Genomic DNA, 25,113 nt, shown 5'->3' on the forward strand with positions numbered 1-25,113 from the left:
GCATAATTATGAACGATCATTTTGCCGACATCTTCACCGAAACCACATGTCCCACGCAGGAGCAACTGCTGGCCTACGTAGAAGGCAAGCTCAGTGCCGCCGAGCGCCACCGTGTGGAAATGCACCTGCAGGACTGCGATCTTTGCAGCGAAGCGGTAGAAGGTTTACAGGCTATTGCACAAAAAGAACAGATACCCGGCTGGCTGCGGGAAGCCAAATGGAACGTGCTGAAGAAGCTGCGCAGGAAAAATCATAGCCGCCGTAAACAGGACTTTTACCTGTTTATCGGTATTGTGGCCCTGGTGGTGATATTGCTGGCTATTGCGCTGTACTGGGGATACCATTTTTCCAGGTAGGGCAAAAAAAAATCCTTCTTTAAGAAGGATTTTAAACTATTTGCGTATTGATCATTTTATTGGGCCATCAGTTCTTTTGGCAGCCCCCATTTGCCTAGTACCGCTGCGGCGGCTTCTACCTTTTTCACGAAATATTCTTCTTTGTTAAAGTCTCTCATAGACGCGCAAACCGTTACGCCGCCTTTTTCAAGCACTTTTTCCTTTTTTTTGTTGAAGCTGAAAAGCATAAGATCCAGTTTTGATGTATGAAAATAGTGTTATTTCTTAGTTACCAGAAATGCCTGATAGTTTACGCCGGGCCGGAAGGGGTGCCATCCGTCTTGTAGCAGCCCGAAGACGTTAAAGAACTCCTCCTCCTCTGCCAGATGCGCGTTCAGGCTCATCTGGTACAGCCTTGTTCTGGAGGGGCAATTTCCCTTCGCAAAAACCGGCAGCTTGCCATGTTTCTCCATATATGCGAAAATGGTTGACGCCACGGTTGAAAGCACTTTGCTTCTGTCCCCATTATTTGAAACCGTTGAATCATCCACTTTTCTATGGCCTTCATCCCAATCCCCAAACCCAAGGTTAATGACCTGCCGCCCGTCTGACAGTATAAAGCCCGGAATAGGCTGGTAGTTAATGACCTTTTCAATTGTACCGTGAGCACCCGCACTCTGAAAAGCAAAACTTGTATAAGCTGGATTGGAGACAAAATCATATTTTTCAAGATGCATTTTCAAGTTTTAAAGTATCACAATTTACTTGTAAATCCATTTGAAAAAACAAAAGGTAATCAATACGAATATATTACCCGACATCCGGTTATTTTCAGCATGTTACACCGTTTCAATACAGCTCCTTATCCCCCTTCTTTGCCCACATGGCAAACACCTCCCGGGCCGCTTCCGTAGGCATGGGAATGAAAGGTATCTTCTTCTGCCCGTGAGGCACTTCTATTTCATGGTAAATAAAGGAATCGTCAAAAGCAATGGCAGCGGCTTCCTCTTTTGTATTGGCAAAGTATACCCGTAGCGGGCGGGCCCAGTAAATGGCGCCGAGACACATGGGGCAAGGCTCGCAGGAGGTAAATATTTCGCAGTCCGTCAATTGGAACGTATTCAGCCGGGCGCAGGCATTGCGGATGGCCACTACTTCCGCATGCGCAGTAGGGTCATTGTGGGCCAGCACCTGGTTCCAGCCTTCTCCTACAATTTCATCGCCCCTTACCACAATAGCCCCGAAAGGGCCGCCATCACCGCCCTGCATGCCTTTTTTGGACAGCTCCACCGCCATGGCCATGAACTTCTTTTCCCTTTCTCCTATCTGCATACGCTTTTCATTTTATGGTATAACGCTGTATGCAAAAGTATTGTTTTACGGGCATTCAGGGGCTGGCCGCCCAGAGGCATATTTCACCGTACAGGTAAAGGCGCAGAGCAGGTTGCCCCACGCCCTTCCTGCAGGCCTTTTAACCCCCATTTCCTACAACACAGCGTTTGACGTGGCAGGCAAAACATCACCGGGTGATGATATGCGGGAAAGGGAGCATAAAGTATCGTTACAAGGAAAACGCGGGCAATGGTCATACGAAACCACGGGAACGCTCATACGATCAGCAAAAGTACGGCTGCGGCCAGGGTATGCGCACGGATGGCTATACGGGGCGCGGGCCCGGGTATCGGTCGTTTTCATAGGTGTCAGGTTCTGGTTATGCGGACAGCTAATTCCCCACGGTTAACGGCTGGCCCGGGTGCAATATAAGGGGATAAATCAAATTAAACAATATTTTAATTTGTGTATGCCCACAAAAGATTGACACTGACAATTTTGGGGTAAAAAAAATCCCGGGTGAGGAATCACCCGGGCATTACCTGTAACTGTATATCGTCGTATTTAAGAATAGAAAATGCTAGTTGTTCCTGATCACCACCACCCCGTCAAATACATCTATCAGCACGGGTTTCGCTTTGTCTATATCCCCCGCCAGTATCTTCTTGCTGAGGAGGTTCACGATCTCTTTCTGGATCAGGCGCTTCAACGGTCTTGCACCAAATTGCGGATCATAACCCTGTTCTGCCAGGTAATCCAGCGCATAATCGGAAAAATCCAATATCATGCCATTCTTTGCTACCAGGTCTTTCAATTGTTGTAATTGTATGTTAATTATTCCTCTCACTTCTGAGCGCATCAGCGGCTGGAACATGATCACTTCATCTACCCGGTTCAGGAACTCGGGGCGAATGGTCTGTTTCAGCAGGTTCATCACTTCTTCTTTGGTAGCGTCTACTATTTCCTCGCGGTTGCCTTCATTGATCTTCTCGAACTTTTCCTGGATGATGTGGCTGCCCATGTTGCTGGTCATGATAATGATGGTGTTCTTGAAGTTCACCACGCGGCCTTTGTTGTCTGTAAGCCGGCCATCGTCCAGCACCTGCAGCAGGATATTGAACACGTCCGGGTGGGCTTTCTCTATCTCGTCCAGCAGCACCACGCTATAAGGTTTACGGCGAACGGCCTCTGTGAGTTGCCCGCCTTCATCATACCCCACATATCCCGGAGGCGCGCCTACAAGACGGCTTACGGCGTGTTTTTCCTGGTATTCGCTCATGTCTATGCGCGTCATCATGCTTTCATCGTCAAAAAGATAGTCTGCCAGGGCTTTGGCCAGTTCCGTTTTACCTACCCCGGTAGTACCGAGGAAAATGAAGGAACCGATGGGGCGCCTGGGGTCGTGCAGGCCGGCGCGGCTTCTGCGGATGGCGTCCGCCACGGCCACAATGGCCTCATCCTGCCCTACTACCCGTTTGTGCAGTTCATCTTCCAGCTGGAGGAGTTTGTCCCTTTCGCTTTGCAGCATTTTGGTCACCGGTATGCCGGTAGCTTTTGCCACATTTTCGGCAATATCTTCCGCATCCACCTCTTCCTTTAACAATCTTTTATGGCTGGCGGAGTGCGTGATCAGTTCTGTGGACAGGTCCGCCACAATTTTTTCCTGTTCCTTTATTTTGCCGTAGCGTATTTCCGCTACCCGCCCAAAATCGCCGTTGCGTTCGGCCTGTTCGGCTTCCAGCTTCAGGTCTTCGATGGCGGCCTTGGCATTCTGCACCTTGTCTACCAGTTCTTTTTCCTGCTGCCACTTGGACTTGAAGGTGTTGCGCTCTTCGCTGAGGCGCGCTATTTCCGCACCCAGCTCGCGCAGCTTGTCTTCATCATTCTCACGTTTGATAGCTTCCCTTTCAATTTCCAGCTGGCGGATGCGGCGCTCCAGCTCGTCCAGCTCCTCCGGCATGGAGTTCATTTCCAGCCGCAGTTTGGCCGCACTTTCGTCTATCAGGTCAATGGCCTTATCTGGCAGAAAGCGGTCTGTAATATACCGGTGAGACAGTTCCACGGCGGCAATAATAGCCTCATCGCGGATCAGCACATGGTGGTGGTTCTCGTACCTTTCCTTGAGACCGCGGAGAATGCTGATGGCATCTTCCGTGCTGGGCTCGTCTATCAGTACTTTCTGGAAACGGCGTTCCAGGGCTTTATCTTTCTCGAAATATTTCTGGTATTCATTGAGCGTGGTGGCGCCGATGGCCCGCAGCTCGCCCCTGGCCAGGGCGGGCTTGAGTATGTTGGCCGCGTCCATAGCCCCTTCCATGGCGCCAGCGCCAATCAGGGTGTGTATTTCGTCTATGAACAGGATGATGTCTCCGTTGCTGTCTCCCACTTCTTTCACCACGGCTTTCAGCCTTTCTTCAAACTCCCCGCGGTATTTGGCGCCGGCCATCAATGCGCCCATATCCAGCGCGTAAATGGTTTTGTTATGCAGGTTATCCGGCACGTCCCCGTTAATAATGCGGTGCGCCAGTCCTTCCGCAATGGCGGTTTTACCCACGCCCGGCTCACCCACCAGTATGGGGTTGTTTTTAGAACGCCGTGACAGGATGTGCAGTGTTCTGCGTATTTCCTCATCGCGGCCTATCACGGGGTCCAGCTTGCCGGCACGGGCCAGTTCGTTGAGGTTCTTGGCGTATTTTTCGAGGCTGTTGTATTGTGCGTCTGCCGTTTGCGAATTAACCGTGCCGCCTTTGCGCAGCTCCGTGATAGCGGCTTTCAGGCCTTTCTCTGTGAGACCGGCGGCCTTCAGCTGTTTGGCGGTATCGTCACTGCCGCCCAGCAGGCCCAGCAAAATGTGCTCCACGCTCACAAATTCGTCTTTAAACTCCTTGATGCTGGCGCCGGCGCGCAGCAGCGCGTTGTTGGCGTCCCTGCTCAGCGTTTGGCCGCCTTCCCCGCTAACGGTGGGGTACTGCTGCAACTGTTCGTTGAGCTTGCCATCCAGGAAGCTGGTGTTCACATCGTTCTTCTTCAGCAGGTATTCTATGCTATTGTCATTATCCTGCAGGAGGGCCTTCAATATATGGCCGGTCTCAATGGCCTGGTTACGGTGGTTAAAGGCCAGTTGCTGCGCTTCCTGCAGCGTTTCCTGTGATTTTATGGTGAAATTATTCAAGTTCATGTCTTCTTGCTTTTGTCTCCTTTTAGGTTAACGATTGGATTTTTGATTTGTTTACCGCTGTGCAAATGTTGCACCATGGTCATTTAACAGCTATAATGGCAGAAAACGGCCGCTGCAACTGCATTATTTTCAGCTTATATACAAAAAACTGCTATTTTGTCTATTTGGCCGGGCCACCGTTGAACCAACGCCGGTATTCCCTGTTATATAATCTGTTCGGGATCTGTCCTTTATTTATCCATGCATAACGATTCTATTCAATAACCTCCAAAACCTACTTTTATGGCATTTGATCTGCTCGACACCCTGAAAAACCTCTTTAATAATGAGTTTTCGCGGAATGCGGCCACATCTTTGGGAGAAAGCGAGGGCAATGTGCAGAAAGCGCTCGGCGGCATCATACCCGCCGTGTTAACGGGCCTGCTGAACAAGGCCTCTTCTCCGGGGGAAGCAGGGAACCTGTTGGGATTGGTAAAAGAGGCCGCCTCCGGCGATTTTTCGCGGCTGGGCAACCTGGCGGGGTCGCTGCCGGCGGGCATGCTGGCCAAAGGGGCGGACCTGCTGCGCTCGCTTTTCGGCAACAAGGCCGGAGACATTACAAGCGCCATTGCCGCCTATGCCGGCATTAAACCCCAAAGCGCGGAAACCCTGCTGCAAACGGCCGCTCCCGCCTCCTTGGGCGTTGTGGGCCAGCAGGTAGACAGCGGGCCGGGGCTGCTTTCTTTCCTCAATAGCCAGAAAGACAAGATACTGGCCGCCGTACCCTCCGGCCTTGGCCTGGCCGGCCTGCTGGGCGTGGGCAACCTGGGAGACATCGGCAACAAACTGACGGGCCTTATTTCCGGCATCGGCGGCGGGGTGAAACATACCGCCAACACCGTTGGGCATGCCGTGGAAAGGACCGGCGGCAACCGTTGGCTGTGGATGCTGATAGCGATACTGGCCATCATTTTACTGATCTGGTACCTGCTGCGCGGCTGCGGGCAGCAACACACCATGGTCACTACAGACTCCACCAGCATGTCCGGGATGCATGATTCCGCCGTGGCCAACGTATCAGAACCGGCTGCCGCGGCCCCCATCCGCGAGTCTATCAAGGTAACCCTGCCAGACGGCACCGTGCTGGACGCTTTTAAAGGCGGCATTGAAGACCGGCTGGTAGCATTCTTGCAAGACCCGAACACCAAGGGCGGCAAAGACCAGTGGTTCGATTTCGACAACCTGAACTTCAAAACCGGCAGCGCGGAACTAACGCCGGAAAGCCAGGCGCAGGTAAACAACATTGTGGCCATCCTGAACGCCTTCCCCAAAGCCAAGATCAAAATAGGCGGGTATACCGATGCGGTGGGAGACCCTAAAAAGAACAAACAATTGTCTCAGGAAAGGGCTGAATCTGTAGTGGACGCCCTGCAGGCCGCACATGTAAAACCAGTGCAGATACTGGGCGCGGAAGGTTACGGCGCTGAATTTGCCAAAGCCCCGGCTGAGGCTCCGGATGAAGAAAGGAAAGCAGACAGGAGAATATCTGTGAGCGTGCGGGAAAAATAAGTTCATATGGCTTCAGTAATCATAACAGCGAAGGTGTACCGGGCAACCTGGTACACCTTCGCTTTTTATTTCGCGGCCGCTCACTCCGCCTTCACAAACACCAGCATGGCACGATCTGCCTTGTCAATAGCGTTATAGTACTCCGCAATTTTTTCATATTCCGAGGCCGGGAACACGCCGTCATGCTGCTCCCTTTCCCTGATGTAGGTGATCACGTTCCCCTCCACCTCCGCCTTCACGGAAAACCGGCCGTATTTGTTCTCCATGGTTTTGTCGGGGAAGGCGTTTTCCAGCCGGTAACCGGCCGGTATGGTGAGCTTTACCGTATCTATGTCTTTCCAGGGATAAGTGACGCGGATGGGCGATGTGCGTTTCTTGTCCGCGTCCAGCCGCACGTTGCTGCGGTTGAGGATGTTGGGCGTAACGAACAGGCGCTTGCCGCTCACGGAGGCATAATTGTTCACTGTAATGTCCAGCAGCTCTCCCATTTCGGGCACCGGCCGGCCCGCAGGGTTGGCCGTGTAGCTGTATTTGGCAATGTCATAGCTGGGCAGGTTAAACCTTCTTCTCAGGCTTTCCAACTGCTTTTCCGGCTTGAGATCGTTCACAAGCCAGTGGCACCAGTCTTGCTGCAACCCGGTATACAGGGTCTGCACATGCCCGCTCAGGTCTCCCGTTGGGCTGATGCTGGCCGTGATGCTCCGCAGCTGCTTGTTTTGGCCCATGGGATATTTGGGCGTACGCACCAGCTTCCCGCCGTTCTCCTCCACCAGCAGCACGGCCCTGTTACAGGTAAAATCACTCAGGTAGCCCGGCTGCAGCGTTTGGCTGGTACACTCCAGCCAGGTGGTATCTTTCCCCAGCGGCACGCAAAGGATCACGTGGTTGAACTGGTTCATACTGAAATCTTCTATAATATCCGGCGGGTAAGGGCTGCCGAACACAATGGTATAGTGCGAGCGGATGCCCGCTTCTTTCAGCAGCGCCAGCATGTAGTTGCTGAGGGCCTTGCAATCGCCATATCCCTTGGCGGCCACGTAGGCCGCATCAAAGGTTTGCCAGCCGCCAATACCCAGCTGTATGCTGATGTAGCGGGTGTTTTTCTGCATGTAGCGGTAGAGGGCGCTGATCTTTTCCTGCGGGGTTTTGAGGCCGTCCGTGAGCGCGTGCACCTCCGCTTTTATTTTCTCCGGCAACTGGTCGCGGCCGGCGTTGAGCGTGGAAAAGAACTTCCCGAAATCGTTCCAGGTGTTCATGTTGCCGGTGTAGCTGCCAAACGAAAAATCGCTGGGGGCCAGGTACACCCAGGTGGTACGGTTGCGGATGGAGCCGGCCATCCATTCGTCTTCCAGGGCGGGCATGCCTTTGGTTTCCCAGGTAAAGGTCTTCTCTCCCTTGCCCGCGGTCTGCGCCGGTTCCCCGGTATACATATGCTGGCGGTACCGCAGCTGGTAGTTTTGCGGCACGGTAACCGTCAGGCGGCTTTGCTCCACGGCAAAGTTCAGCCCTCCCTGCGGGACCCACGCGGGCATGGTGGCCGTAAAGGAACTGCGGGTTTCTACCTCGTACTCCACCGTATACGGGTATACGCGGTGGTGAAAGCTGTGGGTTTTCATGCGACTGTCAGTCATCAAACTTTCCCCCACGGCGCTGAGGTCTGCCACTTCATTCTTTTTCAGCTTGCGCACTACGTTGCCCTGTGCGTCGTACAGCACACCGCTGATGCCGCGGATCTCCGTATCCTTGTCATACCCCGCCTGAAAATCCGCATGGTCAGCGCCATTTTCATTGAGAATGGTATATACATGCCTCTCCACCACCCGTATATCTTTCAGGCCGTTCATCTTAACGCTCACCTCTTCCAGCCTGCATACCACGTGGGCATTTTTCAGCAAGGCCCCGGGGATGGCGCTCACCGGGTACTTCGGGTCACCGGCGTAAGCAGCGGCGCTTAATAACAAAAGGCATAATATTTTCCTGGTCATCAGCTTTTTTTCTTTAAAACGATCTGTTCTGCATGTTTTTTCACGATCACGTCGAAGAACTGGCGGAGGCTGTCATATTCGTCCGGATCGTAATTGGCGCGGCCCAGCTTGATGCGGGAGCGCAGTTGTATCATGTTGCCGGTTTGCTGCACCAGGAACTGGAAAAGCCCTTCCCCATCGTTATACTTTACAATGGTGGATTTCGGGATCTCTTCCACGGCGTAGGTTTCCGGCAATTGAATGCTCAGGGTATAGTTGTCGTCCATCACGGCCGGCATTTCTACCGGGTAGCGGCGAATAGCCGATTTGAACGGGTTCTTGCGCATAGACTCGGAGAACATGGGGTGCAGGTACACCATGCCCGTATTATTGTCCATATTCAGCGTAAAATCACATTCCACAATGGCTGACTCCTTGTAATCTTTCAGGTTGTCTATTTTCCCGTTCTTAACACTTACTTCCGAATTGAAATTTTTGGCCAGGTCTTTAAAATAGCTCTCCTCCCCTTTTTCTTTCACCTTGGCGCGCAGGTCATAAGACTCAAAGTAGGAGGCCTGCTGCTGGAAGTGGCCGGCCAGTTCTCCCTTCTCATTGGGCGCAATAAAAATGCCCGTTACGCGGTGCTCTTTCAGGGAATCCGGCTCAAAAGAAAGCGCGGTAGCTTCCGGCGTAACCATGCGGGCATGACCGTTATAACAGGAAGCATGCAGCTTGCCGAAGCCCAGGTACGGGCGGGTAGCGTCCAGGTGATAAGTGGCACCGTCTGCCTGTACGGAAGCGATGGAATAGTTGAAGCGGCTGGCAATGGGGTACAGCGAGTACACCTTGCCATGGCTGCGGGTGCTGAGCAGCACGGGCGCCGCCTGTAGCCCAGCCTGGCGGAGCATGGCCACCAGCAGCAAGTTGATGTCTGTTACGGAGCCATTCTTTTTGGTGAACGTGGTTTTCAGCGACTGTTCCGTATAACGGTTAGAAAAATCTGTACAGGTGAAATTGTCACGCACGTAGTTATAGATGTTCTCCGCCTTTGCCGCCTCTGTAGCGGCGCTGGTGGTGAGGGCTTTCACCTCGTCCGCCATAAAATTATTGTTCTTGTCCAGCGAGCCGCCATAATAATCCGCTTTCAGGATGTTTTCCATGTACTTGGGCCAGGTACTCATGATGTTTTGCACCGGGGAATTAGGATAGCGAACTGCCGCCAGCTGAAACTCGATGTAGCTGATATGGTTGCCCAGCGTGGTCACAAAATTCTCTTCCTTCAATGGCTCCACGTCTTTCATCACCCAGCGGTGGCGGGTAATACCGGGCGTAACAGATACCGACTCCGAGCGGCCGGAAGCCGTGCCATACCCGCCGGTAACCGGCACGCGGAAGGAAAAGTGCTTGCGGCTGTTCTCACTGTCTTTGATATGGAAAGGGTGATACCCCTGGCTGAGGAAAATGTATTCAAAATACTCCGGCAGGGTGATCTCATATTCGCTCCAGAGCACCGGGTGCTCCATATCCTGGAAAGCCCAGGGCCGCAGCCTGTAGGGGAACTCGGAGTTGATGGAATAGGAGTACTCGATGATGGCACCTTCTTTTACCGCCGGCAAGGTGAACTTTTTGAGGATAGTATTCTTGTCCCGCTTTTCCGTGAACACACTTTTACTCTCCATTCTGGTTTCCACCACCTTGCCGTTTTCCAGGTTGTAGGTCACCGCCTTGAGATTGTTGACACGTTCTTCATCCTGCCCGTCTACGTGCAGGTAGATGGTCACATTGGCTTCGTCATAGCCGTTCTTATTGAGGATATGTACCCGTTTGTACTGTTTGAACACCTGTATGAACCCTTCATTGCCGGATTCAAAGGCGGAAGACCCGATGTCTGCCACAATAACGGCGCTGGTACCGGTGTCTATTTTGTATGGGTCGGTTTTAAAATCGTCAGGGGATATTTTCCCGAAACGGGCGGAGCTTTTGTCCTGGCCGGCGGCATACAGGGATAAAAACAAGGCTCCAAACAGCAGGGTAAAGGCTCTGATACGCATCTATAGGTATTATGGGATTCAAAACTAGCGCTAAATGTATAACTTTTTATGACACATAGGTGTAACTTGCATGCAAATGCAGCTTTTGGAGAAAAATACCCGTTTGGTGAAGGAAAAGGCCCGTGACCTGGGTTTTGACCACTGCGGCATTGCCCGTGCGGAGGAACTGACGGAAGACGCCTACCGGCTGGAACAGTGGCTGAACAAAGGCATGCACGGCAGCATGGGCTATATGGCCAATTACTTCGACAAACGCATAGACCCCCGCAAGCTGGTAGAAGGCGCACGCAGCGTGATCACCCTGCTGCTGAACTACTACCCCCCCGCCCTGCAGCAGCCGGATGCCCCCAGGGTAGCCAAATATGCCTATGGCGCTGACTATCATGAGGTGATACGCGGCAAACTGAACGAATTTCTGCAGGAACTGCGGGGTTTCCTCGGCAACATCCAGGGCCGCGGATTTGTAGATTCCGCGCCCGTGCTGGAAAGAAGCTGGGCGCAGCGGAGCGGCCTGGGCTGGGTGGGCAAGAACGGCAACCTGATCCACAAGCAGGCCGGGTCTTTCTTTTTTATTGCCACCCTCATTGTAGATGTGGAGCTGCTGTACGATGCCCCCACCGGCGATTTCTGCGGTTCCTGCACCCGCTGCCTGGATGCCTGCCCCACCGGCGCGCTGGTATCTCCCACCGTGGTAGACGGCAGCCGGTGTATTTCCTATTATACCATTGAACTGAAAGACGCCCTCATCCCCGGCTCCATGGAAGGCCGGTTCGATAACTGGATGTTCGGCTGCGATATCTGCCAGGACGTGTGCCCCTGGAACCGGTTCTCTGCCGCCAACAACACGTTCATCCCCATACCGGAGGTGCTGAATTTCACCACCGCGGAATGGGAGGAGCTGACGGAAGAAGAGTTTAAACGGATATTCCGGCATTCGCCGCTGAAACGCAGCAAGTATGCGGGGATACGGCGGAACCTGAAGTTTTTGAAGGAGTGACCGCACGCACGCCGGGTACCGAATGTCATCCCGCTGCCGCCTTCCGCCACCCAAACGCCTCCGTTTTCCCGCCATTGCCCGCCAGTTGCTCATTTTGAACTGCCAATCAACACGTTTCCGTTTCCCCAACACCGTGATCATCCCTAATTTTGCGACGCAAAGAGCGCCCCCTGACAATAACCCCCAAAAGCGTTACCCGGCAGTACCCGCGCCTTCTTTCCTTTTAAATACAATAAATCACTACAACACCATGAAGCGTTTTAGGCTCCTTTTTCAATTGCTGGCCCTGGCTGCGGCCGTAACCCTCTATTCCTGTACCAAAGAAGGGCCCACAGGGCCGCAAGGCCCCAAGGGCGATACCGGCACCAACGGCCAACCCGGATCACAAGGCCAGGATGGGCCTGCAGGGCCCACCGGACCAACCGGCCCTCAAGGCCCCACCGGCCCACAGGGACCACAAGGCCCGCAAGGCCCCGCCGGTAATGCCAACGTAACGGTAGACACATTTACCTTATTTAACTACGATTACCCGCGCACCCTCTACAACTTCAACTACGCTGCTTCACCAGAGAGTACTGTTAGCATCCCGTCCAGGATATACGAGCGTTTCAATGACCGTATCACGCAGGATATACTGGACAAGGGCATGGTGCTGGTATATTTCACGCATAATGCCAACTCCAACCCCAACGGATGGATGCCACTGCCCGCCACCTTCCCCGGCGCCGGTTATTCCATTAACTACTTTTTTGAGACCTTCCCGGGGAAAGTGCGGCTATTTTACTTTCACCATAAAATAACCGTTGACCCGCCGTCTGCCTCTACCACCATTATTCCCACCTTGAAATTCAAGGTGGTGACGGTAACCGGCCTGGCGGCCAATCAACTGCGGCAGGCCCGGATGAGAACGGGTGATTATGAGGCCGTGGCCCGCCTGCTCGGACTGTAATAACCGTGGCATTCCGGAGTACAGAAATATTTTTTTGATTTTTCGCTGCAAAGGTTAACTTTGCAGCCCATTCGGGATGTAGCGCAGCCCGGTAGCGCGCGTCGTTCGGGACGACGAGGCCGCTGGTTCGAATCCAGTCATCCCGACTAAAGCCAAACGGCGCCATTTGGAGACAAATGGTGCCGTTTTTTTATTAAATGCCTATTTATCAGTGTAGAGCGCCTACATTCACGAATTATCCTTCCTGAAAAATCACTTAATTAAACTTCTTATCCTGCAAATACCACGATATAGGCGAAGATGTTGACAGGATTCGAACCGGTTAATTTCCTTCCGAGAGCATTTTTATAGAGACGCAAATTTCTGCTAAAGCTGATAGAAAGGATAATATTCTTAGGCCGTCTGGAGCATCAATTTCATGTCCTTTATCTCTCCCGACTTCCATAATTTTTGCAACCAAATCTTGCTGCTCTTTGGTCACGTTAGCTGTATCCTCTGGTCTTTTGCAATTACGCATCGAGGTCAAAGAAAATCCGCATATCATTTGCACTTCAGGTTTGATGTAGTGGAAAATGTCCGTCCCACTATAAACCAAGTTTTCTTGTAGGTATAGGGCTGCTACCTTTAATTGCACTATTTGGCAAACTTTCTGGAAAAGAAGAGCTGGATTTAAAAAGTATGCTGTTAGGGTCTTAAGGCTCTGCTTTTGTTGTGCTTCAAGTCTGTAGGCATCATTGAGCTGCTCTCCTAGAATATCTATTCTGTTTTCGCAATCGGATTTTATCGATAGGTAATCTTCTTCATCAATGATGCCTTTTACCAAAAGCTCTCTGGCATTTGCTGCACGTTCTACCAATTTATGCAGGGATCGATTAATATTGACTTTATCAATAGATTTCTGCTGGCAGAGCCTATGGTAGACTATTTCGATTAGCTTTTCGAAAATAGGGATATATACTTTTTCTGGCTTAAGGCACCCAATTACCGATAATAAATGCTCATTTACATAATCCGCTCTTACTCGATAACTGCATGGGTAGTAACAATGATAATAGAAATATCTTTTTGATCTTCCTGTGGATCCACTGCCAGATAATTTCTTTAAGCAAATGGGGCAATGAAGAGAATCCTTAAACATCAATTCGCTGTTAGCATTTTGTTTGATGTACTTATTGTCTCGATGCTTAATTCTGGATTGTACCTGAAAAAAGAGTTCTTCGGAGATTATAGGAATATGTACACCTGGAACTTTATAATTGGTCTTCCCCTCTATTGATGGCAATCTTATCCTGCCACAGTAAACCGGGTTTTGGAGCATATTGAAGAAGGCATTTAAGCTGCATTTCAATCCTTTTTGAAGAGCCGTTTTATAAAGAGAGCGTACCGATGTAGTTTCCTCAAATGTTTCAAATGTTTTTCTAATTAGGGTAGCTTCCGGTTCACGGGGAACTATGGCCTTTCTTCCGTCCGGCATGGATATATTAACGTAGCCAATGGGAGCTTTTCCCATATACCTTCCTTCCTTTTTGGCCTTATAGATGCCTTGCTTGATGTTCAAAGATCTTCGGTCATTCTCGACTTCCGCCGTAACAATATACATAGCCAACAAAACCTTGTTTTCCGGTATTGCCATATCCAAAGGTTGATCTGTAGCTTGGGGTTCAATGCCCATCTTTTCAAGCCGGGTAATCATATAATAGGCATTGGCGGTATTCCTGCTAAACCTGTCCCACCGGGTAAAAAGGATCAGGTTTGGCCTTGAAGCTTTGCTTGAATTCAGTTGCTTCAGCATAACACTCCAGCCAGGTCTGTTGAAGTTCTTCGCAGAATGGTCTTCAAATATTGTCTGAGCGATTTCAATATGATTGTCCTTACAATATTTATTTAATTTTTCTTCCTGGCTGCGTTGGGAATATCCTTTTTGTGCTTGTTCGTCAGTGCTGACGCGGATGTAAAGAATTGCAGAAAACATTATTTAGATATTAGAGGGTTGAATTACCAGCTAAATATCAGAAGGATAATCAATTACAGGCACACAAACTATTGGTGTTTTTTATTAAATTTGAATTATTTAGACAAGTCTTAAAAAATCAAAATGGCATTTGGGAAGCGTATAAAAGAGTTGAGGGAAGATAAAGGTCTATTCTTAAGAGAGGTTGGAGCAGCCTTAGAGTTGGACAATGCTTTTATCAGTAAGGTGGAAAACGAAGAGAGATTACTACCGAGAAAACATTTAAGCAAAATTGCAGAATTTCTGAAAGTGCCCGTAGATGAATTGTTGGTTTTATGGCTATCAGATAAAATGGTTGAACTATTACAAAAAGAACCATTAGCACAACAAGCTATAAAACTGACACAAAAAAGGTTGAAACAGCAGGATATTAAGAGTTAAAGGTTGGTTTTGAGAATAACAATGTGATTGATATTGACTAAAGCCTCAAATCTTAAATAACAACAATAAAAACAGCTAATGGAATACAAATACGAAGAAGTTTTTGAAGTCTGTACAATTAAATAAAACAAATGATAATTAACTCTATCCACATACAAAACTTCAGAAAACTACAATCGTGTAAAATTGATTTTTCTGAAAAAGAAACAATTTTCGTAGGGGCAAACAATAGTGGTAAAACGACTGCTATGGATGCTTTGATAATTTTTCTTAAAACAAAAAGTTTCAAAACCCAAGATTTTACACTTTGCCATTGGAAAAGTTTAAATGAAGTTGGAGAAAACTGGATTAAAGCAGACGAGCTAAATGAAGAAGCCAGGTCAGTAAAACTATTGGAACAATATCTACCCATGTTGGATTTATGGGTCGAAGTTGATAATTCAGAGCTTCACTATGTAAGCCACATAATCCCTACTTTGGATTGGAAGTGTGGCTTATTGGGAATAAGGCTAAGGTTTGAGCCGAAAGATATGGATGAGTTAATAAAAGAATTCATAACCCTTTATAATAAATCAAACAAGCTCTCACAAGAAAAGGGCAAAGACTTCAAACTATGGCCAAAACACTTATGGGATTTTTGTGAACGAAAGCTAAATACTCATTTTACAATCAAAACTTACTTGCTTGATCCTGATAAACATGATGAAAAGCAAGAATTGTTAGGTAATAATATAGCGTTAGAAGGAGATGTTCTAAAAGGGCTAATAAAAATAGATATTATTAATGCTCAACGTGGATTCAGTGATGCAAATTCAGAAACTTTTGAGAGCAATAGTAGTAGAAATCTGTCTTCACAATTAAGAGCCTATTATGATAAACATCTTAATCCAACATTAGAGCCAACCGAAAAAGATATAGATGCATTAGAATCAATTAATAATGCTCAAGACGATTTCGATAAGAATCTAAAAGATAGCTTTAAGACATCTCTTTCAGAACTTGAAGGGTTGAACTATCCAGGATTTGGGAATCCTCAAATTCAATTATCTACTAAAGTTTCAACAGCTGACGGCCTTCAGCATGATTCAGCGGTAAAATATTATCTCGATAAAGACTTATCGTTGCCAGAAAAATATAATGGCTTAGGCTATCAAAATCTTATATCAATCATCTTCAAATTAATACGGTTTAGGGATGAATGGATGAGGGTTGGCAAAAATGCAATAACAGATGATGAAATTATTGAACCATTACACTTGGTTTTAATAGAAGAACCAGAAGCTCATTTACATGCACAAGTTCAACAGGTTTTCATTAAGAAAGCCTATGATGTACTGCGAAACAATATAAATTTAGCAGATAAGAAAGATTTTACCACACAATTAGTTATCAGTACACATTCCAGCTACATCGCTCACCAAAAATTTGAAAGTCTAAGATATTTTAAAAGAAATAACTCTTTAGAGCTTCCTACATCAGAAGTGATTAGTCTAAAATCAGTTTTTGGAGAAAAAGAGAAAGAAACAGAGAAATTTGTAATTCGATACCTGAATACGACGCATAACGACTTATTTTTTGCTGATGCTGCAATCTTAGTAGAGGGTCCTGCTGAAAGAATTCTCCTGCCACATTTCATAAAGAATGAAAATTGCTTGTTAGATAGTTGCTATGTAACAATTTTAGAAATTGGCGGAAGTCATGCACATAGACTAAAACCTCTCATTGAAAAATTAGGTCTGATTTGTTTGGTTATTACTGATGTTGATTCTGTCAATCCAAATGACAATGGGAAGAAATGTCAGCCGGAATTAGGAAAGAATTATAAAACGAATAATGATACATTAAAAAGCTGGCATCCGGGAAAAGAGCTTTTGGATGAATTGTTGAATTTAAGCTCAAACGATAAAATAAAGAAAGATTTACCGATCAGGGTAGCTTATCAAAAAGCAATCGAACTTGACAATAATGGCAACAAAATCATTGTTTATCCCTACACATTTGAAGATGCATTGGTAATTGAGAACAAGGAAAGCTTTAAGGCTATTATCGATGCTACAGGTCTTTTGAAAAAGATGGTAGAAGCTTCTAAGAAAGATGATTTAAAAGAATTAGTAGAAGAAGCATATAAAATCATTAACGATAAACAAACCAAAAAATCGGAATTTGCCTTGGATGTTTTATATTTTGAAGACCCTAAAAAGATAAAAACGCCTTCTTATATAAAAGAAGGGTTGGACTGGATTGAAGAGCAATTGAAAAGTAACAAACAAGGATTAATTAACTAAACATAAATCTAATGGCTGAATATACTAATGAAATAGATGCGCCGGTTGATGATGCGATTTATGAAAGTCTTAAACCATCATCGCCTCAAAGTTTTTTTCTTTTTGCAGGTGCAGGTTCAGGCAAAACAAGAACCCTTGTAAATGTACTGGCTCGCTTCAAAGAGGAGTTTGGACAGGGGTATAAACTAAGAAATAAAAGAATAGCAATAATCACATATACTAACGCCGCTGCCGACGAAATTACTCATAGGTTGGAATATAGTTCAATATTTAATGTTAGTACCATTCATAGTTTTTGTTGGGAATTAATAAAGAACTATAGTTCAGATATAAAAATCTGGATAAAGAGCAACTTGACTGTTGAAATAGCAGAATTACAAGAACAACAATCCAAAAGTAAAGATCTAAATAACAAGACATCCATAGGTAGAGCAAAAAAAATAGAATCCAAAAACAAAAGGCTCGCATCACTTGAAACTATTCAAAAGTTCATTTATAATCCAAATGGAGATAACCTGACGAAAGATTCTTTAAATCATACTGAAGTAATTTCAATTACTGCTGATTTTATTAAATCAAAAGATTTATTAAAGCAAATCCTGATAAACAGATTCCCAGTAATACTTATAGACGAGAGCCAGGATACTAAAAAGGAATTAATCGATGCATTATTTGAACTTCAACGCCAATATGAACAAAGGCTTTCATTAGGATTATTTGGAGATACCATGCAAAGAATTTATGCAGATGGAAAGGAAAATCTGGGAGTAGGATTACCAGACAAATGGGTTAAACCTGCAAAAAAAATGAACCACCGTTCAAAATCAAGAATAATTGACCTGATAAATAAAATTAGAAAAGATATAGATGGTCAGGAACAATTTCCACGCCTTGAAAATAAAGGTGGAATTGTTAGATTCTTTGCTGTTTCTCGCACAAAAGACAAGTTTGAAACAGAAGAGCAGATTCGTCAGAAAATGCAGGAAGTAACTACGGATGATAAATGGACTGGAGATAATGCTGAAATCATGACTTTAACGTTGGAGCATCACATGGCTGCAAGAAGAATGGGTTTTTCCAATTTTTTCATACCTCTTTATGCCGTTGATAAGCTAAAAACAGGTTTGTTAGACGGCTCTTTATCTTCTATTAACTTATTTGCAAAAATAATTTTGCCCTTATATAAAGCTCATGTAAAGAAGAATAAATTCGAGATAGCTAATATCGTAAAACAACATTCTCATTTAATAAATAAGCAAGCATTACAAGATGATGCCAATAAATTAGAGTTATTGCATTCTGCAAATGATAAGGTAAACGAAGTATTGTCTTTATGGAATGAGGATGCTCATCCCTCGTTAATCGAGATACTAAAAAAAATACAAGAAACTAATTTGTTTAAAATTCCACCCGTACTAAAAGTTGTTTTACAGAGAGGAGGTATTGATACCGAGAACAGCTTTGAAGATAATGAAACAGATGAGGACGATGAAATTCTTATAGCCTGGGAAGAAGCATTAAAAGCCAATTTTACTGAGATTATAAAGTATAATGAATACATCAACGAAGAATCTAAATTTGGAACGCATCAAGGTGTTAAGGGGCTTGAATTCGACCGGGTAATGGTTATAATAGATGATGAAGAGTCTAAAGGCTTCATGTTTAGCTACGATAAATTATTTGGACTAAAACCGCTCACAAATACCGATAAGAAAAACATAGATGAAGGCAAAGAAACAGGAATAGATAGAACGATGCGATTGTTTTATGTGGCATGTAGCAGAGCCAAAGAAAGCTTAGCATTGGTTTCTTATACAGACTTGCCAGAAGAGCTAAAGAAAAATGTTATTCACAATGGGTGGTTTAGCGACGATGAAGTGGAAGTTATCGTATAATACAGATTTATAACACCACAGGTTTTGATAATGAAAGAGCAGCAACTATACACCAAATACGACCTCCTTCTTCCCCCAAAATTTGACGGAGGCTATTTGATTATTGCTCTTTATGAAAAACTCAAAAACCGAGAAATTGAAGAATACTTTACACAAAAAGAGATCAATGAGATTCTGACGGATATAAAAATCGATTTTAATCTGGATTCTGTTCGGCAATGGAGCAATATTAAAGACAACCTATTTCACTATTTCCTGCGGAGCCATCCTGATGAGCCTTGGAAATATTATCTGACGGACTACGCAAAAAATGTAATGGATTTGATGATAAGTAAGTTAGAAAATCCATACAAGAATCATCCACTTAAAAAAAGTGTTCAGGATTCATTTACTCTACGTCACGGCGAAATCAAGACCATTGAAGATCTTGAAAGAAAGTTCGGAAGAATATTCATTCAAGGTTCAAAGAAAATTATCACCGATCATTTAGAATCATTGGAGGATGAATTACGGGACGCTTATAAAGAGCTAAACGATATTCTCCGAAAAGAAGACGAACAAAGTGCAACTTTTTTAGTAAGGCAGTTTACCGTTGTCTTTAGAAAATTCGGAGAAAGAGCAGAAGATATTACAGAATCCATCATATCCAAAGACAAATTTCTTGGTGATTTGCAAAGTGTGGTGGATCACTTTTATAGAAAGATGGAAGACGATGGAAAGTTTGATACTAACAATGTACAGAAAAGCAAAAGTGATTGGGAAAAAGCGCAGGAAATATATACAGATATCAGAGAATTTTTCAATTCTATAGACCGTAAAGTACATATTATCCGCAGACAAATCAACCACGCCAGTGAAAAACTGACCGAGTTGCAAGAGCAGTTTTCTGCACGAGCTTTTTTTAGGTTACAACTAAAAAAACTGCATCGGACAATCCTGGAAAGTTCACAATATACTATCGAAGGTGTCAGGTTTAGCAATAATTTTCCGCTAAAGCAAGTGGTATATGAGCCTGTTCGAATATTGTACCCAAAACATTATGAGTTTGAACCTCCGAAACCAAATATCATTGTAAATATTGACGTTGATGAAACGTATGAACGTAATGAAAAGCAGAAAATAGCAAAAGAAATCAACCGCCAGCAAATCATCAATCAATGGGTTGATAAAGCCAAAGATATTCTGGAAAGCAAAGGTCAGTTATCTGTAGATGAACTTATGAATAGTATCGTGGATGAAGAAAAAGACCTGTCTATCGCTTACCAGGTAGCATCTCGTATGACAGCTTACACTTCGGAGAATAGCAATGTATTGATCGATGTAGAACAAAAAATCATTTCCTTATCCCAACAAAACCTATCCCTATGGAAAACGAAAATCATGAAATAAGCGATTATTCTTTTCTAACGGAGGAACGCGTTGAAAAACATTTTGCAGACATCAATATACTGTTATTATCGGGCAAACATATTGACCACAAGTATTACACGGAATATACCGTATTGGAAAGCTATGAGCCGCAGTGGAGCATTTTTTACAGCAATCTGTACAGGCTAAATCTCGTTTCCGATATCTCTGACGGAAGCCGGTATTATTATCTCGACTTCACAGAAAACGGGAAGGGGAAATTAAGTGATACAAGCCGTAATAAAGAACTTACTGAATTACAAACACTGATTGGATTGACGCTTTTGGATATGTACTACCAGAAGTATTTTGACGAAGAAAAGATTATTTACTGGAATGACATCAAAACACAAATATTAGAGAGTGATCATCAGGAAGCATACAAACGGATTTTGTTCAATGACATCAGAGCGTCTTATGATGAGAAGGAATGGAATGAAGTGCATACAAAATTCAGCAAAACGATAGAGAATTTTGATAAGTTAGGCTGGGTAGAAAAACAATCGGGAAGGAACGAAGACTTGGTTTTTGAAATAAGACCAGCTATTCACCGTTTGACCAAACTGTACCAGGAAGAGCTTCAGGATTTTAGTGCATTTAGCCAGCAACTTAAAAATGATGAAGCGCAATGAGTTATCCAAGAATCTACTCCTTATCCACCGTAGGTGTTCTGAAGCATTATATACACGATTACCTCTTTCATCCGACAAGAACAGATTTTGTTGGCTCCAATGGCGTGGGGAAATCCATTATTGCAGATTTACTCCAAATGATATTTGTATATGATAAGGATCTGGTCAAATTCGGGACTGATGGTGTAAAAAAAGAAGAAAGGCAAATCAGTACGCTTCCATATAAAACTAAATGTGCCTATTGCTTTTTGAATATCGAAGTTGATTCAGGCAAATTTATAACTATAGGAATACAGATAAGCAGTCAGAAAAGCAAGCGTATTATTCCATTTGTTATTACTAAGCAGGCAGATATAAACCTTAGGATAAATGAACTGGCTCTTAAAAAAGAAGGGCTGATCTTCGCCAAAGACTTATTGAAAGAAAAAGAATCTGGTGAGAAAGAAATAGTAGATATACAGGATTTGGCGACATTCCTTTACGAAAAGCATGGACTTCGGCTAAACTTCTTCGGTAATAATGAAGGCGTCAATACCTATTATAAGTTCCTTTATGATAAAAACATCCTTCCTCTGAATCTCAGCCAGGATAAAAATCTAAAAGCCTTTGCTAAGGTTATACAATCTTTTTCAAAAGCTAAAACACTGAATTTGAGTGGCAACCAAGCTTCCAGAAACTTAAAAGAATTTCTCTTTGAAGAATCTGACGAAGATATTCTTGCCAACTTTCAGAAAGAGCAATCCGAACTTGAAAAGATTTTGAGAGAATATGAAAGTCTGAATAAAGACATTCAGAACCTATCCAACAAGCAAAAAAGATTAACCAGCTTAAGGGAATTGGGGCAGTCTCATAAAGCAAAATTCCAATCGTTTAAAGAAGCTGAATTACAAAACGCGTATATCGAATTAAAGCAATTACAGGATAAAGAAGCAGAAGGCAAGACAGTGGTAGCAACCCTTCAAATTGAACTTAATGATCTTAAAACAGCTATCGAAAACCTTCCAGCGGAAGAAAAAGCTGTAAAACAAGGTTATGAAGAAGCGGATGCAAACTTTAATATGTTCAACCGCTATGAAGAGTTAGCAAACAGTATAGAAAAGTTGGGTGAAGATATCACCGAGCTTAAAATGTTTATATTTCCTGAAGTAGATGATAGCTGGAGAAATGAGATACAAAGAATTGATATTTCAAACTGGAATAATGAAACTATAAAAAAAGAAATCGCTTTTGCGAAACCGTATCTTGAAAAGTATAAAGTACTTAAAAATATTGTCCGAATCAGAAAAGAACAATCTGAGATTTTAGATGAATTAAAATCCTCTTTAAAAGAGGAAAAAGCCGCCAAAGAAAAGCTGTTGTCATTATTACAGGACAATGATGAAGATGGTCTTTTATATTGGTATCTCAAGAATCTACCAACGTTAAATGATGAGCAGTTACAGGCTATTTTATATTACGCTACCATGCCTGTTTCTGAAATTTCTAATCCGGACGGTTCATTTCAATATATTAATCCCGATGAACTAATCAAAGATTTTGAAGCTAACTCATCCCCAAAAGGACTTTGGCTGAAATTAGGCGCATTACGTCAGTTCATCCAATTGAACCCTGATGCAGCGCTATTGGGAGATAGAGCGAATCTGCAGCAATCGGTTCAACAATTAATCAATAAGCTGAATGCAGAAATCAACTCGATGAATAGCAAGTTGGAAGCATTGGAGCATATCGCAGATGGAAAATCTTATGATACCAGCCTTTTTAACTATTCCTTCGATATAGCAATTGTCGAAAATAGCAATATCGAAAAATTAAAAAACGCAGTAGCTTGTATCTTGCAGATTGACGAAAGGATTACTCAATTACAAGCACAAAAGAAAAGGGAGGAAGAGAAATTATCGGAAATCAAAAACAGGTTTAAGGTTGAATACGATGAGCCTGAAGTTGTAAAAAAGGAATTGTTGAAGATTCGTAAAGAATGGAGCGATAAGAAAGATAAGTTTTATGAACAAAAAGGAGCCAAACAAAGCAGGTTCAAATCTCTGGAAAATGATGTACAGCGTGATAAGCAGGATTTGCAAATCATTATCGGCAATCTGATAAAAAAGCAAACGGAATTTGATACGCTCAATAGTGCTTACTACAAAGATTTCCAGGAAAACGTAGAAGATTTTCCTTTAACACCCAATGATATTGAAGAATTGGGACAAAACTACAATGAGTTATGGGAAGAATATAAAACAACATTTATTGGAATATCTAATTCATTTGAAGAAACGAGTAATGAAAAGAACCCGGCAGTACAATTAGCGATTAAAGACCAGGGGTTTTCATTCAGGGTTTTGGAAGAAGCATTATTGGGAAGCAAAATCAAATCTACTGATGATATTGCTACAGCTTTACAGGAGGCCAATCAAACCCGAACGACCATAGCCAATGGTATCAGGGACAATATGATTAAAATATTCAGTAGAACTACTGAACGCTATGACAAATATGATGACCAAGTAAAAAGAATAAATGCATTTTTTGTTGACCGAAAAATTAGCAGGAAGTTTTATTTCAAACTCGAATTTGATGGTAACAAAGAAATAAAGATTGATTATATCAAACAGATGGCTTATGAGGTCAGGAATACTGCAACAAAAGGAGAACTACACTTTGGTCAATCTATAGTTGACTTTATTGAAGATTTCTTCAGGAAACAAGCAAAGATCAAAGACAAAATTCCGATTGATAAATTGCTAAATCCAAAAACATACTTCGAGCTGTCAGCTAAACTCACAGACCAGTTTGGAACAGAGGTTCCTGGCAGTACCGGAGAAACCTATTCTGCTATTGCGTTACTGGGCATCGCGAGACTTTCTGCTGTACAAAAAGAAAAGCGTAATGGTTTAAGGTTTATTATTCTGGAGGAATTGGGAAGTCTCGATAATACGAATTTTAATACTTTCCCTGCCATTGCAGAGGAATTTCAATATCAGATTATAACAATGGCTCCGCATACATTCAACATCGGATTGTCTGATGAGTGGTATGCTCATCATTTGATTAAGGGAAAAGAGGATGATAATATTAATTACTGTCCTTCAGCTTCTTATTTTAAGACAAAAGATAGCAATGAAGATCTGAACATCTATATAAACAGAATTGCAAAATGAATTGGATTGAGTTAAGGGCATTAAATAATCTATATACAAATGGCGAGGTAAAGTTGAACGATACCCTGGCAAAAAGCGGTGAAATTAATTACCTGATCAACTCCCTTCGGATAATTGATAGGTCACATAATAAACTCTTCACTTTACACGGCTTTACTGAGATATATGAAAAAGATTATCTGGAAAAGTATAACCACTATAAAGCCTTTTTGTCAGATAATGAACTATTAAAACATCAGCTTCGTTTTGAAGAGTCCGATATTAAAGTATTGATGAGGATAAAAGAAGATATGGATACTGGCAACCTATTGCCACTCAGGGAGCAAATAATTAAAAAGGAAGCAACTGTTAGAATTGTATCCCTTATGTTTTTCAAAAACGAAAAGTATCTATTGGGAAAGGAGGCTTTAATTAATGCTGTAAAAACACTCTTGCGGATTGAGAAGTTAGCGGACGATAAAGATTTACAATACAAATATGTGCTTGAATGCAACAATCCTAAGTGCATTGTACTTTGTGAAAATATTGACTTTTTGAAGCGTCCTACATTGGCTAGGGCTAATAATATAGAATTGTGGTATGCTGGGGGTAAAAATGTGAATAAACTGGACTTTTCTGATCCAAGAGGATTGCCTATTTACTATTCCTGTGATTGGGATTTTGATGGTCTATTTATCATTTATCCATTGGTGAAAGAAAAGATGCCAACAATTCAACTTCTCACACCCAACGGCGCTCCAAGAGATATTGACGAAACTGAGCATAATAGTAAATGGACAACTAAAGGTAGAAATATAGACTCTTTATTGACTTCCAAGCAACAAAAGATAATAAATGAACTTATCCAAAATAATCAATGGATTATTGAGGAGTCAAATGATGTAGCAGAAATTTTCCCCACACTTCACTGCTCTTAATTTTTTCCATGCAGGGGAAGCGCTTCAATAAGTTCGCACCAATTTAAACATAATAAATCTTAGCATTGGGTGC

General features: G+C 44.1%; 18 protein-coding genes and 1 tRNA gene. 12 read left to right on the plus strand and 7 right to left on the minus strand.

Annotated elements, in window-relative coordinates; genetic code table 11:
• Nucleotides 1-8: 8 nt before the first annotated feature.
• Nucleotides 9-356 (plus strand): anti-sigma factor family protein, encoded by a 348-nt coding sequence (locus D3A97_RS16995; RefSeq protein WP_119079734.1) that lies wholly within the window; start codon nucleotides 9-11, stop codon nucleotides 354-356.
• Between the two features lie 56 nt (nucleotides 357-412).
• Here D3A97_RS16995 and D3A97_RS24875 read toward each other — a convergent pair whose 3' ends face one another.
• The 4 genes from D3A97_RS24875 to clpB form a co-directional block, all read right to left on the minus strand.
• Nucleotides 413-583 carry a hypothetical protein gene (locus D3A97_RS24875; RefSeq protein ID WP_157986596.1) on the minus strand — a complete coding sequence of 57 codons (171 nt, stop codon included), beginning with the start codon at nucleotides 581-583 and terminating at the stop codon, nucleotides 413-415.
• Between the two features lie 30 nt (nucleotides 584-613).
• Nucleotides 614-1,072, minus strand: coding sequence for a DUF6934 family protein (locus D3A97_RS17000; protein ID WP_119079735.1), 459 nt, complete (start codon nucleotides 1,070-1,072; stop codon nucleotides 614-616).
• Nucleotides 1,073-1,184: 112 nt separating this feature from the next.
• Nucleotides 1,185-1,667, minus strand: a complete 483-nt coding sequence (locus D3A97_RS17005; protein WP_119079736.1) for a nucleoside deaminase — start codon at nucleotides 1,665-1,667, stop codon at nucleotides 1,185-1,187.
• A gap of 580 nt (nucleotides 1,668-2,247) precedes the next feature.
• A complete protein-coding gene (clpB, locus tag D3A97_RS17010; protein WP_119079737.1) occupies nucleotides 2,248-4,845 on the minus strand; it encodes an ATP-dependent chaperone ClpB in 2,598 nt (865 codons plus the stop codon).
• A 282-nt stretch (nucleotides 4,846-5,127) separates the two neighbouring features.
• On the opposite strand from clpB, the gene D3A97_RS17015 reads away from it, so the two are divergent.
• Nucleotides 5,128-6,393 carry an OmpA family protein gene (locus tag D3A97_RS17015; protein ID WP_119079738.1) on the plus strand — a complete coding sequence of 422 codons (1,266 nt, stop codon included), beginning with the start codon at nucleotides 5,128-5,130 and terminating at the stop codon, nucleotides 6,391-6,393.
• A gap of 80 nt (nucleotides 6,394-6,473) precedes the next feature.
• Here the strand turns inward: D3A97_RS17015 and D3A97_RS17020 are convergent, their stop codons facing one another.
• Nucleotides 6,474-8,378, minus strand: a complete 1,905-nt coding sequence (locus D3A97_RS17020) for a DUF3857 domain-containing transglutaminase family protein (RefSeq protein ID WP_119079739.1) — start codon at nucleotides 8,376-8,378, stop codon at nucleotides 6,474-6,476.
• Nucleotides 8,378-10,408, minus strand: a complete 2,031-nt coding sequence (locus D3A97_RS17025) for a DUF3858 domain-containing protein (protein WP_119079740.1) — start codon at nucleotides 10,406-10,408, stop codon at nucleotides 8,378-8,380. The genes D3A97_RS17020 and D3A97_RS17025 overlap by 1 nt, the downstream gene beginning before the upstream one ends.
• 76 nt (nucleotides 10,409-10,484) lie before the next feature.
• On the opposite strand from D3A97_RS17025, the gene queG reads away from it, so the two are divergent.
• From queG to D3A97_RS17045, 3 genes are all read left to right on the plus strand, one after another.
• Nucleotides 10,485-11,405 (plus strand): tRNA epoxyqueuosine(34) reductase QueG, encoded by a 921-nt coding sequence (gene queG, locus D3A97_RS17030; RefSeq protein WP_119080150.1) that lies wholly within the window; start codon nucleotides 10,485-10,487, stop codon nucleotides 11,403-11,405.
• 250 nt (nucleotides 11,406-11,655) lie between these two features.
• Complete coding sequence (locus D3A97_RS24880) at nucleotides 11,656-12,354, plus strand: collagen-like triple helix repeat-containing protein (protein WP_232826020.1); 699 nt, start codon at nucleotides 11,656-11,658, stop codon at nucleotides 12,352-12,354.
• A gap of 72 nt (nucleotides 12,355-12,426) precedes the next feature.
• Nucleotides 12,427-12,500: transfer RNA gene (locus D3A97_RS17045), tRNA-Pro, on the plus strand.
• 176 nt (nucleotides 12,501-12,676) lie between these two features.
• On the opposite strand, the gene D3A97_RS17050 is transcribed toward D3A97_RS17045, so the two are convergent.
• Complete coding sequence (locus D3A97_RS17050) at nucleotides 12,677-14,326, minus strand: recombinase family protein (protein ID WP_119079742.1); 1,650 nt, start codon at nucleotides 14,324-14,326, stop codon at nucleotides 12,677-12,679.
• A 123-nt stretch (nucleotides 14,327-14,449) separates the two neighbouring features.
• On the opposite strand from D3A97_RS17050, the gene D3A97_RS17055 reads away from it, so the two are divergent.
• From D3A97_RS17055 to D3A97_RS17085, 7 genes are all read left to right on the plus strand, one after another.
• Nucleotides 14,450-14,746, plus strand: a complete 297-nt coding sequence (locus D3A97_RS17055; RefSeq protein WP_119079743.1) for a helix-turn-helix domain-containing protein — start codon at nucleotides 14,450-14,452, stop codon at nucleotides 14,744-14,746.
• 131 nt (nucleotides 14,747-14,877) lie between these two features.
• Nucleotides 14,878-17,031, plus strand: coding sequence for an ATP-dependent endonuclease (locus D3A97_RS17060; protein WP_119079744.1), 2,154 nt, complete (start codon nucleotides 14,878-14,880; stop codon nucleotides 17,029-17,031).
• Nucleotides 17,032-17,042: 11 nt separating this feature from the next.
• Nucleotides 17,043-18,926 (plus strand): UvrD-helicase domain-containing protein, encoded by a 1,884-nt coding sequence (locus D3A97_RS17065; RefSeq protein ID WP_119079745.1) that lies wholly within the window; start codon nucleotides 17,043-17,045, stop codon nucleotides 18,924-18,926.
• 30 nt (nucleotides 18,927-18,956) lie between these two features.
• Nucleotides 18,957-20,315, plus strand: coding sequence for a hypothetical protein (locus tag D3A97_RS17070; protein ID WP_119079746.1), 1,359 nt, complete (start codon nucleotides 18,957-18,959; stop codon nucleotides 20,313-20,315).
• Nucleotides 20,291-20,965 carry a condensin complex protein MksE gene (locus tag D3A97_RS17075; RefSeq protein WP_119079747.1) on the plus strand — a complete coding sequence of 225 codons (675 nt, stop codon included), beginning with the start codon at nucleotides 20,291-20,293 and terminating at the stop codon, nucleotides 20,963-20,965. Before D3A97_RS17070 ends, D3A97_RS17075 begins: the two co-directional genes overlap by 25 nt.
• Nucleotides 20,962-24,123 carry an AAA family ATPase gene (locus D3A97_RS17080; protein WP_119079748.1) on the plus strand — a complete coding sequence of 1,054 codons (3,162 nt, stop codon included), beginning with the start codon at nucleotides 20,962-20,964 and terminating at the stop codon, nucleotides 24,121-24,123. The genes D3A97_RS17075 and D3A97_RS17080 overlap by 4 nt, the downstream gene beginning before the upstream one ends.
• The gene (locus D3A97_RS17085) at nucleotides 24,120-25,040 is read left to right on the plus strand and encodes a hypothetical protein (RefSeq protein ID WP_119079749.1); all 921 of its coding nucleotides are present in this window, start codon (nucleotides 24,120-24,122) and stop codon (nucleotides 25,038-25,040) included. Before D3A97_RS17080 ends, D3A97_RS17085 begins: the two co-directional genes overlap by 4 nt.
• Nucleotides 25,041-25,113: the final 73 nt, after the last annotated feature.

Source organism: Chitinophaga alhagiae, from assembly GCF_003568665.1.
Classification (GTDB): domain Bacteria; phylum Bacteroidota; class Bacteroidia; order Chitinophagales; family Chitinophagaceae; genus Chitinophaga; species Chitinophaga alhagiae.

Coding starts and splice junctions, on each gene's coding strand:
- D3A97_RS16995 (WP_119079734.1), top strand. CDS start 9: ATGAACGATCATTTTGCCGACATCTTCACCGAAACCACATGTCCCACG.
- D3A97_RS24875 (WP_157986596.1), bottom strand. CDS start 583: ATGCTTTTCAGCTTCAACAAAAAAAAGGAAAAAGTGCTTGAAAAAGGC.
- D3A97_RS17000 (WP_119079735.1), bottom strand. CDS start 1,072: ATGCATCTTGAAAAATATGATTTTGTCTCCAATCCAGCTTATACAAGT.
- D3A97_RS17005 (WP_119079736.1), bottom strand. CDS start 1,667: ATGCAGATAGGAGAAAGGGAAAAGAAGTTCATGGCCATGGCGGTGGAG.
- clpB (WP_119079737.1), bottom strand. CDS start 4,845: ATGAACTTGAATAATTTCACCATAAAATCACAGGAAACGCTGCAGGAA.
- D3A97_RS17015 (WP_119079738.1), top strand. CDS start 5,128: ATGGCATTTGATCTGCTCGACACCCTGAAAAACCTCTTTAATAATGAG.
- D3A97_RS17020 (WP_119079739.1), bottom strand. CDS start 8,378: ATGACCAGGAAAATATTATGCCTTTTGTTATTAAGCGCCGCTGCTTAC.
- D3A97_RS17025 (WP_119079740.1), bottom strand. CDS start 10,408: ATGCGTATCAGAGCCTTTACCCTGCTGTTTGGAGCCTTGTTTTTATCC.
- queG (WP_119080150.1), top strand. CDS start 10,485: ATGCAGCTTTTGGAGAAAAATACCCGTTTGGTGAAGGAAAAGGCCCGT.
- D3A97_RS24880 (WP_232826020.1), top strand. CDS start 11,656: ATGAAGCGTTTTAGGCTCCTTTTTCAATTGCTGGCCCTGGCTGCGGCC.
- D3A97_RS17050 (WP_119079742.1), bottom strand. CDS start 14,326: ATGTTTTCTGCAATTCTTTACATCCGCGTCAGCACTGACGAACAAGCA.
- D3A97_RS17055 (WP_119079743.1), top strand. CDS start 14,450: ATGGCATTTGGGAAGCGTATAAAAGAGTTGAGGGAAGATAAAGGTCTA.
- D3A97_RS17060 (WP_119079744.1), top strand. CDS start 14,878: ATGATAATTAACTCTATCCACATACAAAACTTCAGAAAACTACAATCG.
- D3A97_RS17065 (WP_119079745.1), top strand. CDS start 17,043: ATGGCTGAATATACTAATGAAATAGATGCGCCGGTTGATGATGCGATT.
- D3A97_RS17070 (WP_119079746.1), top strand. CDS start 18,957: ATGAAAGAGCAGCAACTATACACCAAATACGACCTCCTTCTTCCCCCA.
- D3A97_RS17075 (WP_119079747.1), top strand. CDS start 20,291: ATGGAAAACGAAAATCATGAAATAAGCGATTATTCTTTTCTAACGGAG.
- D3A97_RS17080 (WP_119079748.1), top strand. CDS start 20,962: ATGAGTTATCCAAGAATCTACTCCTTATCCACCGTAGGTGTTCTGAAG.
- D3A97_RS17085 (WP_119079749.1), top strand. CDS start 24,120: ATGAATTGGATTGAGTTAAGGGCATTAAATAATCTATATACAAATGGC.